Source organism: Paenibacillus xanthanilyticus (genome assembly GCF_042682185.1).
Taxonomy (GTDB): Bacteria; Bacillota; Bacilli; order Paenibacillales; family Paenibacillaceae; genus Paenibacillus_Z; species Paenibacillus_Z xanthanilyticus.
On record NZ_JBHUHA010000001.1, the window covers coordinates 2,759,350 to 2,771,744 of the forward strand.

General features: G+C 61.2%; 9 protein-coding genes. 1 reads left to right on the top strand and 8 read right to left on the bottom strand.

Features of this window, described 5'->3' with window-relative positions:
- Window positions 1-162: 162 nt before the first annotated feature.
- Window positions 163-1,173: an AraC family transcriptional regulator gene (locus tag ACFSKT_RS11655; RefSeq protein ID WP_377721180.1), complete on the top strand. Its 1,011-nt coding sequence runs from the start codon at window positions 163-165 to the stop codon at window positions 1,171-1,173.
- 119 nt (window positions 1,174-1,292) lie between these two features.
- On the opposite strand, the gene ACFSKT_RS11660 is transcribed toward ACFSKT_RS11655, so the two are convergent.
- The 8 genes from ACFSKT_RS11660 to ACFSKT_RS11695 all read right to left on the bottom strand — a co-directional run bounded on the left by ACFSKT_RS11660 (window position 1,293) and on the right by ACFSKT_RS11695 (window position 12,357).
- The gene (locus tag ACFSKT_RS11660; protein WP_377721181.1) at window positions 1,293-1,973 is read right to left on the bottom strand and encodes a hypothetical protein; all 681 of its coding nucleotides are present in this window, start codon (window positions 1,971-1,973) and stop codon (window positions 1,293-1,295) included.
- Window positions 1,974-2,224: 251 nt separating this feature from the next.
- Complete coding sequence (locus tag ACFSKT_RS11665; RefSeq protein WP_377776317.1) at window positions 2,225-3,814, bottom strand: LuxR C-terminal-related transcriptional regulator; 1,590 nt, start codon at window positions 3,812-3,814, stop codon at window positions 2,225-2,227.
- A 90-nt stretch (window positions 3,815-3,904) separates the two neighbouring features.
- The gene (locus tag ACFSKT_RS11670; RefSeq protein ID WP_377721183.1) at window positions 3,905-4,951 is read right to left on the bottom strand and encodes a winged helix-turn-helix domain-containing protein; all 1,047 of its coding nucleotides are present in this window, start codon (window positions 4,949-4,951) and stop codon (window positions 3,905-3,907) included.
- 291 nt (window positions 4,952-5,242) lie between these two features.
- Window positions 5,243-6,751: a sulfatase family protein gene (locus ACFSKT_RS11675; RefSeq protein WP_377721184.1), complete on the bottom strand. Its 1,509-nt coding sequence runs from the start codon at window positions 6,749-6,751 to the stop codon at window positions 5,243-5,245.
- Entirely contained in the window at window positions 6,748-8,823 is a 2,076-nt protein-coding gene (locus ACFSKT_RS11680; RefSeq protein WP_377721185.1) for an alpha-L-arabinofuranosidase C-terminal domain-containing protein, read from the bottom strand. Before ACFSKT_RS11680 ends, ACFSKT_RS11675 begins: the two co-directional genes overlap by 4 nt.
- Before the next feature lie 23 nt (window positions 8,824-8,846).
- Window positions 8,847-9,740: a carbohydrate ABC transporter permease gene (locus tag ACFSKT_RS11685; protein WP_377721186.1), complete on the bottom strand. Its 894-nt coding sequence runs from the start codon at window positions 9,738-9,740 to the stop codon at window positions 8,847-8,849.
- Window positions 9,741-9,754: 14 nt separating this feature from the next.
- Complete coding sequence (locus tag ACFSKT_RS11690; protein ID WP_377721187.1) at window positions 9,755-10,717, bottom strand: ABC transporter permease; 963 nt, start codon at window positions 10,715-10,717, stop codon at window positions 9,755-9,757.
- A 20-nt stretch (window positions 10,718-10,737) separates the two neighbouring features.
- Entirely contained in the window at window positions 10,738-12,357 is a 1,620-nt protein-coding gene (locus tag ACFSKT_RS11695) for an extracellular solute-binding protein (protein ID WP_377721188.1), read from the bottom strand.
- Between the last annotated feature and the right edge of the window lie 38 nt (window positions 12,358-12,395).

Sequence of the window (12,395 nt, forward strand, 5' to 3'; positions counted from 1 at the left end):
TTCAAAGGTCATTCCATAACTCCGCTTACGGTTGTTGCAAGCGTCGACTGTTTTTGTTAGTATCGCGGTATCTTTATTAAAACGCTTTCGCGCGCGGACCACAATTCCGCTTCTACGGCTTTCATTCTTCTTTTTACAGATTCGTTGGGACGGAGGATATTCGTGGATCACGACATGCTGGATCAGTATTTGAGGGAAATCAACGAGACCGAAGCCGAGCAGCTTGCCAGCGGGGAGAACGTGAACGACCTGCCGTTCCCGAATCGGCCGGGTGACGGAGAAGCTTATTTTCGCATGCCGGATACGCCCTTCTTTCAGAACGGGCCGATCCATGTACGCAAGCACAACCGCTTCGCGCCGATGCCGCCGCACTATCACAGCTTCATTGAACTGAACTATATTTATTCGGGGACATGCGTGCAGCACATTAACGGGGAGAAGGTCGTCTTGCGGGAAGGACAGGTGTGCCTGCTGGATTCCGAGGTCGTCCATAGCATCGAACCGATGGGCCAAGGCGACATTCTGATCAACATCATTATGAAGAAGAGCACGTTCCTGTCCTCCTTCCTCAGCCGCTTCGGCTCGCGCGGGATCGTCTCCGATTTCCTGGCGAACGCCATCGCGGCGAATACGAACCACAACCGCTATATCGTGTTCGAGTCCGAGCAGCACGCCGATCTGCAGCTGTTCATGCGCCACATGATGTGCGAGGCGTTCGGCAGCCGCGCCTATGCCCAGGAGATGATCTACAACTACATGATGCTGATCTACACCGAGCTCATGCGGGTCTATACGTACCGGTCGAACGACGAGCACCGGCAGCGCCACTCGCGGTCGGACCTGATTCAGATCCTCGACTACATCGAGAAACACCATCAGACCTGCACGCTCACCGAACTGGCGAACGCCTTCAACTTCAACGCCAACTATCTGGGCAATCTGCTGAAGAAACGAACGGGCAAGACGTTCATGGAGCTCGTGAAGACGCAGCGGATGATTCACGCCGCCGGTCTGTTGGCCAATACCGAACAGTCCGTCGCCGATATCGCGCATGCGGTGGGCTATCAGAGCATGGGGTTCTTCTACCAGACGTTCGCGGACCACTACCGCATGACGCCGTTGGCTTATCGGAACCAGAACCAGCTGGCGGGGCAGCGGGAAGGCGAGCGTTAGGGGGCGGCAGAATACGCGAGCTTAGCGCCCATTGCTTCTAAACCAAAAAAACACCAACAAAGAGGTTGTTGGTGTTTGGTCGCCCGGTCGAATACGCTGTCCATGAACGGATGAGGTTATTAGGCGTTGCGCTTCGCGGCGCCTCTTGCGGTTCCTGCCCGGTAAGGGGAACGCGCATGGCTTGACCGCCCCGACCAAAGCGCATAGCCGAGCCATGCCAACGCCAATCCCATCGGCACCGCCAATAACCGGTCGAGCGGGTGCGGAATGAGCGAGGAGGCGAGCGTCGACGCGGCGGCGGCGGCAAGGAGAGCGCCAGCCCCGCGAGGCAGGACGCCGGCGCGGAGCGTCGCGACGCCGAACAGCAGACCGCCCAGAATGTAGACGACGCCTGCCAAAGGAGCGATCGCCGGCAGGACGCCAAGATTCGCCTCGCCCGTTCCTCCGCTGAAGATGCCCAAGTAGCCCATTACGAATTCAGGCGCATCGCTGGCCAGCAGCGGCAAAATAAACGCTTCGACGAAGGTAAAGGCAATCGTGGCGATCCAGAAGAGGCTGAGTAGGGAAAAGCCGGCCAAACCAAGCCATCCGGCCTCCTTCGCTTGCTTGGCATAGAGCCCCGTTATGCCGATCAACCCGAAGATCGCCATGGCGATGGTCAAGTAATGAACGACGGCCCACGTACCGGTCGTGACGGACGAAATGGTTTCGGGCGGATGGACCGCCTGGATGCCGATGAAGAGGATTCCGGCCGACATGGCGGCTATTCCCGCCAAGCGGGCGAAATTCGAAGTTTTCATTGTGATTCGCTCCTTAATGTCCCTTGACCCAAATTTCGTACGCCCTTGAAGCGTGCATGTCTCTCATTCCGAGCCTCCGAATCCGGCCGTTCTCGGGCTCAACTTCCTTTGCTTAATTCGAAGATACACGAGCAGGTGGGGAGCTGGCATCACCATATGTGGTGATTTAGGCGGTGATCATTCATTCCGGCGGCGTTCGTTCGGAAGATAAAAAGCCCCTGCACGGTCGTTAAACCTGCAGGGGCGGGGCGCTATTCGATGGGGGGTACGGCTTGCCGCAGCAGACCGAGTTCCTCGGCCACGCGGACCGCCGCGCGCCGGTTGTTCACCCCAAGCTTGTCGTAGATGTTCTTGGTGTGCGTCCGCAAGGTGTTCAAGGACACATGCAGCCGGCGGGCAAGCTCCGGGCCGCTCATATCGGTCTCGAGCAGCTGAAGCACCTCGCGTTCTCGTTCGCTCAACTGCTCGATCGGCGTTGGGCTGGCGGCCGCCCGGGTGTCGGCCTTGCCGAAAGCGGCCAGAAGTCTGCGGATATAGCTCGGCGCGATCCCCTGTTTGGCGGCCGCGTCGAGGAGCATGGCAATAGGCCGGCCTTCGTCCGCGAACGCGCGAACGCAGCCTTCCGGCTCGGCCAGCGCCAGCGCGCGCTTCAGCGGGGCGAGCGAAGCCGGGACGTCGCCTCGCGCATGATGAGCCAGCGCCTGAACGATAAGGATATCGAGTACGCTTCCCATTCTCCCGCCTTCTTCGGCTGCCTGGAGGAGACGCGCCGCGAATCCCAAAGCTTCCCGCATTCCGCCCTCCTCCCCATCGCGCCGGTACCGGGCTATCAGTACTCTGGCGAACGTCATGTGCTCGTATTCTCGCAGGTAAGATAGGTCATCGCGGACGGATAGGCTCCGCTCGCGCGCCCAGTCGAGCGCTTCGTCCAGCCTGCCCTGCGCGAGCCACGCGCGGGCCTTCAAAGCCGCGGCCGGACGCGCATTCGGGAAGAGGCCTCCGGCATAACGGCGTTCGGCTTGATCAAGAAGGTCGAGCGCGCCGCCCAGATTTCCTTCCGCTTGCCGAAGGCGAGCCATAGCGACGAGCCAGCGATACCGGACTTCGCCCTTCTCACGGCTTCTCGACAGAAGGTCCATGGCGGCCGTCCGATCGTCGCGTTCCCGATAGAGCTCGCTCATGCCTGCGTAAATGTCCGCCGTTTCGTGGAATACTTGCCCGTCATGCTCCTCCGCAAGTTCCAATCCGCGCTCGTAGGTGCGCATCGCCTGGCGAAGCAAGCCTTGCGTGATCCGGATATCGGCCAACGCGGCGACGCCTCCGATAGCGTCGCGGATATTGCCGGCCATCCGTACGCCGGCGATGCCATCGGAGAACGTGCGGTGCGCCGCTTCGAGATCCCCGCTCGTCCAAGCCGCGAGCCCCAGCAGCGCATTCGCCGCTCCGCGCCGAAGATGGTCGTCTTCGGGCACAAGTTCGAGCGCCAGACGCGCGTGGCGCACGGCGGCAGGGATGTCCCCCCTCGCCTGGGCCAGCGCGGCGCGATAGCCGGCTATCGTGCCCGGGAGACGAAGGAATTCCTCTTCGTCCGCGACAATCATTTCGCCCGATAGGTCGCTTGGCCCTGCTGTCGGGCCCTGCTTCGCGGCCAGCCATCGCTCGGCGTCCCGCAACCGGTCCTGAGCGGCTTGAAGATCGCCGCCGGCCATCAACGCCCAAGCGTATGCGGCGCCGAGCACGGGTCTGCGGCGGACAAGCTCGTCCGGGAGCGGCTTCAGCCAGCCCAGCATCGCCGCCCCCCGCTTCCCTCTGCGCATGACAGGCCACGCCAGCTCGGCCAAGTCTGCCGCCCGCGCGTAATCCGCTCCGGCCAGCGCGTGACGGATCGCTTCGTCGCCCGAGCCGTGGCGTTCGTGCCACGCGCTCGCGCGTCAATGTAGCTCGGCTGCCCGCTCGGGCCGGTCCGCCTTCAAATGCGCGGAGAGCACCTCGGCGAAAAGATGATGGTAGCGATACCATTGCCGCGCGTCGTCCAGCGCGACGACAAAGAAGTTTCCCTCCTCCAGATGCCGGAGCCTCGCGCTTCCGCCTTCCTGCCCGGTAACGGCATCGCACAGCGGGCCGTGCAGCCGATCGAGGATCGAGGTGTGAAGCAGAAAATCCCGCATCTCTTCGGGCAAGCGCTCCAGAACCTCTTCGACGAGATAGTCCACGATGTAGCGGTTGTCCCCGGCGAAGGCCCGAATGAAGGCGGTAATGTCCTCGCGTCCCCGCATCGAGAGCGCCGCCAGCTGAAGACCCGCGATCCAGCCTTCGGTTCGGCTTTCCAGCGAGGCGATTTGTCCGGCCGTAAGGCTGAAGCCCACCATCTCCCGCAAGAACTCGGCCGCCTCTTCCCGCGTGAAGCACAAATCGGCGGCGCGCAGCTCGGTCAAGTGCCCCCGGGCGCGCAGCCGTCCTAACGGGAACGGCGGATTTTCACGCGTGACGATGACCAGATGCATCGACAGCGGCGCATGCTCAAGCAGAACATTCATGCATTCGGTGACCGGCCGCGCGCTTAGGACGTGATAATCGTCCAGCACGAGCACGAAGGGAAACGCAAGGCGAGACAGGTCGTTCAGCACCATGGCGAGCATCGATTCGGCCGAAGGCGGCCGCTCCGATTGGAGCAGGCGCAGGACGTCGTCTCCGATTGGCTCCGAGATCGTCTTCAGCGCGGCGACCACGTGGGTCAAGAAACGCGAAACCTCGTTGTCTCCTTCGTCCAGCGTCAGCCAGGCGAGCGGCCGCGGACAGCCGGCGGCCCACGCGCCGGCCAGCGTCGTCTTGCCGAAACCGGCGGAGGCCGAGATCAGGGTCAGCTTGCGATCCAGCCCTTCGTTCAATCGTTCGATCAAACGCGGTCTATGGACGGCCTTCACCCTTGGCGAGGGAATATAAAGTTTCGCGGCCATTACTGGAGTTGGCGGGTTCATCGCGTCGCACCCCCATGTAGACCGCGTTTTCCGGCATTTACAAGCATCGCTGACGGCTCCATTCCATGAGATTCTAATTCTCATGATAACGGCCGTTTTTACTTTTCACCACTGCGATTTGGTTGAATGGCCCACACGGGGCTGTAGGACGCTTACGTCTGCTTCATCGCCGTCCCTCTTGTCATTTGCCCGCAAAATGATGGCCGTATGGCCAAAGAGGCCGTCCAAAGCGTGCTTGGCGACCTCTTGAAAAAGCGCTAACCCTTGACTGCTCTAGTCTGTCCCCCCCGCCTACGCATGCCAAATGCGCGGCATCGGCATCGCTTCCTTGCCAAGCTCCGCCCAGGCGTATTTTAGCAGCAGCTCCGACTTCAGCGCGGCGTAATCCGGATCGTCCCACCGGTTGCGGAGCTCGCCCGGGTCCTCTTGCAGATCGAACAGCTCGCCATACGTCTGGCGGTAGTAGACCGTCAGCTTATAGCGGGCGTCGACGTACGTCTTCTGATGAATCGTCGTCGGCTCGTGTCGGAATTCGCACAGCACGTGGTCGCGCGCCGACGATTGGAACCCCCGCCACACGGCGCTCTGATCGACGCCGGTCATGCCGGGCGGCGGCTGTATGCCGCACAGCGACAGGAAGGTCGGCGCCAGATCGACCAGCGACTGGATCGCCGGATTACGGGCGCCCGCCGGCACCTGTCCGGGATACCGCACGAGGAACGGCAGCCGGATCAAATCCTCGTAATGAAACCCGCCTTTGTGCTGAAGCCCGTGCTGGCCGAAGAAATGACCGTGATCGGTCGTAAAGACGACGATGGTATTGTCGGCGAGTCCCAGCTCATCGAGCTTGTCGAGAATCTTCCCGATATATTTGTCCATCAGGCTGATCATGCCATAGTAGGTGGCGACCAGCTGCTTGGCTTCGTCCTCGGGCACCAGATGCGAGCGGTAGCCGTGGATGCCGTGCCCGGTCTCCTTCAAGTGGTCGAAGTCCGGCTCCGACTCCTGCGTCATCCGAAAATGCGGCGGATTCCGGTCATGCTCGCCGTCCGAGACCGCGGGGATCGTCAGCGCATTCGGATCGTACAGCTTATCCCAAGGCTCGGGGACCAAATAATCGGGGTGCGGATCGAAGAAGCTCGCCCACAGGAAGAACGGCTCCTCTTGATCGCGATAATGCTCCAGCCGAGCGTTCGTGCGCTCCGCGATCCACGTATCGTAATGGTACGCCTCCGGTATCGCCCACGTGTGCGTCACGGAAGGATCCATCGTGCCGGTCGGCGGCAGGAAATAATCCCGCCAATTCGTACAGCCCTTCTCCTCCATCCAAAGGGCGTAATGCTGGCCGACATGCGCTTCGTTCGTATGATTGCGCGCCAGCTCCACATGATCGAAGCCATAGTATGGCCCGTGGAAGGAGCGCCAGAATTCCAAATCCTGCAGCAGCGGATACGCTTCCAGCGACGGATATTCATCGGTCCCCATGAGCGGCTGAAAATGTGCCTTCCCGATCAGCGCGGTCCGGTAGCCGCTGGCCTGCAAGTCCTCGCCTACCGTATGACGGTCCTCGAGCAGCTTCGTTCCGAGCGTCCACGCGCCGTGCTGGCTCGGATACATGCCCGTAATGATCGACGACCGGCTGGGCGTGCAGACCGGGCTCGGACAATACGCCCGGTCGAACGTCGTCCCTTCCCGGGCCAACCGATCCAAATTCGGCGTCCGCAGCTCCGGATTGAATGCGCCGATCGTATTCCAATGCTGCTGATCGCTTGTGATCAACAGAATATTCGGTTTGCTCATGCTTGTGTCCCCCTCCGTTCGCGCGTTCCTCTCCGCCATTCCTCCGCATCTCCTCCCCCGTTCTTCGCTCTAAGCTCGAGCGCATACACCGAGGCGGGGCGCAGCGGGTATCCGCCGCGCGTCCAGGTCTCTACCGACACGACGCGTTCCCGCGCATGGATGCGATCGGGGGCGAAGACGGAGTTGATGTCGTCGACGGACTCGCCCGTTATCTCATGCAGCACCGCGTCGGCCTCGGGCTCGAGGCCGCGCAAGCTCAGCTCGGCCGTCACCTCCCGCAGGCTGCGGTTGACGATGAAGACGGTGACGACGCGTCCGTCCTCGCTCGCGCAGGCGGCGACGTCCAGATCGGGCAGCGCGTCCAATGCGACCGGCGCCGGCTTGGCGGTCTGGACCGCGAACGTGCCGCAGTCGGCTTCGGCGTGCAGCATCCGCCGGATGTCCCGGCCCGCATACAGCTTCAGCACTTCATAGGTAGGCGTCCCGTATACGGTCAGCGGATGGCCGCTCCACCCCGGCACTTTGCCGCAGTATTGATCCGCATAATAGTCGCCTACCCGAATACAGCCTCCGAGCCAACCGTTCACGAGATCGGAGAAGCTGCCGATGTCGACGATGTCGCTGCATCGCAGCATCTCGTTCAAATTCGCCGCGTTCGCGACCGCGGCTCCCAGCGTGTGCTCGTCCGGCAGCCCCTTGCGGATCGTGTTCGGATAATACATCGTGTTGTACTCGGTAATAGCCAGCTTCACGTGACGGTGCTTGGCATGCGCGCGAATCTGCGTCTGCGTCTGGCGAATGTTGTCCCGGGTCCATTCCGGATAGGACGCGATCGCCTTGTACCGCTCCTCCGCGTCGGCGTCCCGGTTCATCCCGAACCGTCCGTAGCCGTGGTACAGATGCAAGGTCAAATAATCCATATACTCGCCGGCGATGTCGAGCAACGTCCGGTTCCACGCCTGGTCGGTGTGCCCGCAAGCGAGCAGAATAACCGAAGGGTCTGCCGCCTTCATGGCCTGCGCGAACGAGAGATAGCGTTCCGCGAATACCTCCGCGGAACATGTCCCGACCTGCCACTCTCCCCACACTTCGTTGCCGATCTCCCAATACCGGACGTTGTACGGCTCGGGATGCCCGTTCGCCGCGCGGCGCGCGCCCATCGGGGTATCGGCGCCGCCGTTGCAGTATTCGACCCACCGGGCTGCTTCCTCCGGCGTACCGGAGCCGTCATTCACGCAGATGAGCGGCTCGACGCCAAGCACGCGGCAGAACCGGATGAATTCGTCCGTGCCGAAATATTTGCTCGCCCATCCGCCCCACGCTTCGTTGTAATTGACAGGCCGCTCCAGCACGGGACCTACGCCATCCTCCCAATGGTAGGCGCTGATGTAATTCCCCGCGAGCCGCATCATGCCCGCGTTCAGCGGCCGGGCCATCTCGACGACCTCGCGCTTCACCTCGCCGACGTGATCCTCGGGCAGCAGCGACACATGGTCGAGCCAGAGCATGCCGGTCGACACGTGATCGCGCCACCTCGGGTGCTCGGCCGGCACATAGACGCGGAGCTCGGCATCGGCACAGGCGCGGACGATGTCCAGCCTAGCCTCGTATGTCCGCCAATTATGGCTGCCCAGGTCGATGCGGACCAAGCCGAGCTGCTCCTCCGAGCGCCGGTCGACCGCTTCGACGAGCACATAGCGGAGCTCGATCGAAGCTCGCGCGACCAAGCGTACCTCGTAGGCGAGCGGCCCCTTAAGCGCGACGCGCTGCGCCAGGCCGGCATACGCCTCGTCGTCGCTTCGGATGTGAATGCGCTGGGCGCGGCCCGAATGCCGAGGGGCCGGCGATTCGAGGGCATAGCGCGTATTCCGTCCGTTCGTATAGGCGCTCCAGCTGCCGGATACCAAGGCCCCCGCGCGGGCTTCGCTTTCGAAATCCATATCCTGGAGCGGATAAGCGAGCATCGCGTCCATATGGTCGCGAATATCTTCCACGAAGTGGCCGAACAAGAACGGGTTGATCGTATGCCCGCTCCTGGCCCCGCCGTCGATCGTAATTCTCGCGTTCGTCATGAACCTCTACCTCCCGAAATGTGTTAGCCTTTGACCGACCCGATCATGACGCCTTTGACGAAGTGGCGCTGCACGAACGGATACATCAGCCAGACCGGCAGGCTGGAGATGATGATGACCGCGTATTTGATGCTTTCGGCCAGCAAAATTTTGTCCTCCAGCCCGACGTTGCCGTCGATGGCGTCGGATTGGCTGATCATCAAGATTTCGCGCAAAATGAGCTGCAGCGGATATAACGATTCATTGCGAATGTAGATCAGCGCGTTGAAGAACGAATTCCAATGGCCGACCGCATAGAACAGCGCCATGACGGCGATAATCGGCTTGGACAGCGGCAGGATGATGTTCCACAGCAGCCGCCAGTTCGTGCAGCCGTCGATGAGCGCCGCTTCCTGCAGCTCCCACGGGATGCTCGACTGAAAATACGTGCGCATGACGATCAGATTGTACGTCGAGATCGCGCCGGGGACGATGAGCGCCCACATCGTATCGACCATGCCGAGCGACTTGACGAGCAAGTAAGTCGGGATGAGCCCGCCGCCGAAGAACATGGTGAGCGTAATGAACAGCATGAGCGCCTTGCGCCCCGGCAGATCCGGCCGCGACAGCGGATAAGCCGCCAAGATCGTCATGATCAGGTTGATGGCCGTGCCGACCGAAGCGTAGAGGATCGAATTGCGATAGCCGATCCACAATTTCTCGTTCTGCAAAATATTCGTATATGCCTCCACCGAGACGCCCTTCGGGAGCAGCCAGACCTCCCCGGCGAGCACCTTCGCCGGATCGCTGAACGAGGCGCTGACGACGAACAACAGCGGGTACAGCACGACGGCGATAATGATGCATGCGACGGCATACACCGCCGCGTTGAATATCCGCTCCTCCGACTGGCGGCGGACCGCAGTTGGCTTAGGCATGGGGTCGCCTCCTTTTACCACAGACTCGTCTCGGACGTCTTGCGCGCAAATCGGTTCACCAGCAGCAGCAGCGCGAGATTAATGACCGAATTGAACAGTCCGATCGCCGCCGTATAGCTGTATTCCCCTTTGAGAATGCCCGTCGTGTACACGAACGTCGAGATGACGTCGCTCGATTCGAGATTCAAATTGTTTTGCATGAGCAGCACCTTCTCGAAGCCGATATTCATGAAGTGGCCGATGTCTAGGATGAGCAGAATGACGATGACCGGCACGATTCCGGGCAGCGAGACGTGCCAGATGCGCCGCAGCCGGGAGGCTCCGTCCATCTTGGCCGCCTCGTACAGCTGCGGATTGACGCCGCTGAGCGCCGCGATATAAATAATCGACTGCCACCCCATGTTCTGCCAGATGTTCGAGCCGATGAAGATCGTCTTGAACCAGCCCGCTTCCTCCAGAAAGCGGATCGGCTCGCCCCCGAACGTCTCGATGAGCCCGTTGACCGGCCCGCCCTTGGGCGAGAGGAACAGCGTCAGCATGCCGACGATGACGACGATCGAGATGAAGTGCGGGAGGTAGGTGATATTTTGCAGCCACTTGCCGAACGCCTTGCTCGGAATTTCGTTGATCAGCAGAGCGAGGAAGATCGGGATCGGGAAGGCGATCAGCAGCGAGAACAGGTTGATGGAGAGCGTATTCCACAGCAGCCGCCAGAAGTAATACGAGTTAAAGAACCGTTCGAAGTGCTCGAAGCCCGCCCAGTCGCTGCCCATGATTCCTTTCGCCGGATTGAAATGCTTGAACGCGATCTGCAGCCCGTACAGCGGCCCGTAATGAAAGATCACGTACCAGGCGACCGGCAGCAGAAGCATCAGGTAGAGATCGTATCGCTTGGCCGCCTGCTTGAGCAGCCGCGGAGCGGATCGCGAACGGGATGGTGCGGCGGCGGTTGCCCGCCCGGCCTGCGCCGTCTTCATAGGCTTGCTCCTCCCGTGGTCTATTTCTTCATGGCGTCAAAGGCCGTCTGGTAAAGCTGCTCCAGCTCGTCGAGGTTCATCTTGGCAAGCGTCGCCTCGAATTTGTCCCATTCGTCGAAGCTGATGGCGCCCGCGATGAATTTGGTGCTTTGCTCCTCGTAATACTTATCGATGTCGGTGCGGAGCACGTCGACCTTCCGGGCCGTCTCTTCGTCGAACATCGGGGCGGCGTAGCGGATCTTCGGCATGTACGGGTCCAGCTTCTTCTGCGCTTCCTGCACCTGCGGCGGGTTAATGAAGGACGCGACCTTCTCGCTGATCAGATGCGGCGCCCCGCCGCCGGCATACGGCGTGATTTTCGCCTGGTTGCCCGACTTGAGGAACTCCTCTTTGTAGTACGGCATGCCGTTCTTCAGCTCGTAATGCTCGCCCTCCCGCCCGAACCGGAGCAGCGTCGAGCCCTCGTCGCTATAGAAATAATCGACCCAGCGCAGCGCGGCTTCCGGCGTCTTGTTGACCGAGGTGATCGCGAACGAGCCGAAGTCCCGCGGCACCGGCGCGCCTTGGCTCTGCAGCCGGTCCCCGTGCGGACCCTCGAGCGGCGCGATGCCCGTATATTGATCGGCGATTTCGAGGAACGGATTGTTCGTCTGGTCGAAGAAGAAGCCCGCGTTGCCCGATCCTTGCTTGGCGAGATAATCCGCTTCCTTATGCGAGAACACCTCGGGATCGAGCAGCTTCTCGCTGTAGAGCTTGTTCAAATATTGCAGCAGCTCCTTGTTGCGCTCGCTGCCCATCCAGATGTCCACCTTGCCGTCCGTCAGGTTGATGTTGTAGCCGAGCTGATTGTCCAGGCCGAACGATCCGCTCATCATGGCGACGACCGGCAGACCAAGCCCCGGCCCGCCGCTCGCGCGCGCCGTCATCGGAATTTCGTCCGGCTTGCCGTTGCCGTTCGGATCGCCGTCCCGGAACGCGACGAGCACGTTGTACAGATCCTCCGTCGTCTCGGGCTCCTTCAGGTTCAGCTTCTTCAGCCAAGCCTGATTGATCCACTTCTTGTCCGTCCGCGCCGCGCCGAGCGTCACGATCGTCGGGAGCGAATAAATATGGCCTTCCGGCGTCGTAATGGCGGAGCGGATCTCCGGATATTGGTCCATCAATTTCTTGAAATTCGGCGCGTAATCGTCGATCAGCGTCTCCAGCGGAATGAGCTGGCCGGCCGTGCCGTAACGGATCGTCTCGAGCGGCGTCAATCCGGCGCGGAACAGGACATCCGGGAGCTCGTTGGCGGCGAACAATAAATTCTTCTTCTCCTGAAAACCGTCCGTCGGCACCTCGGTGAAGTCCGCCTGCACGTAGCTCAGCTTCTCATAATCTTGGAAAACGGGCATATCCTTGAACGGACCGTTCACCGGCGCGATTCGGGCGAACATCTTCTGCACGATCGGCTGCGCGACGATCGGGAAGCCCGTTTTGCTCACGTCCACCGCCGCCTCTCCCTTAGGCTTGTTCTCCCCGTTCGCATTCGCATTCGCATCCGCCTTCGCGTCCGTGTTCGACTCCGAACTGCACCCCGCAAGCACGACACCGAATGCGATCACCGCGCCTAACGTCGTTTTTCTCCAATGGCTGCTCATCTACTGCCGCCTCCCCAATATCATAGTATTCTAAGTTA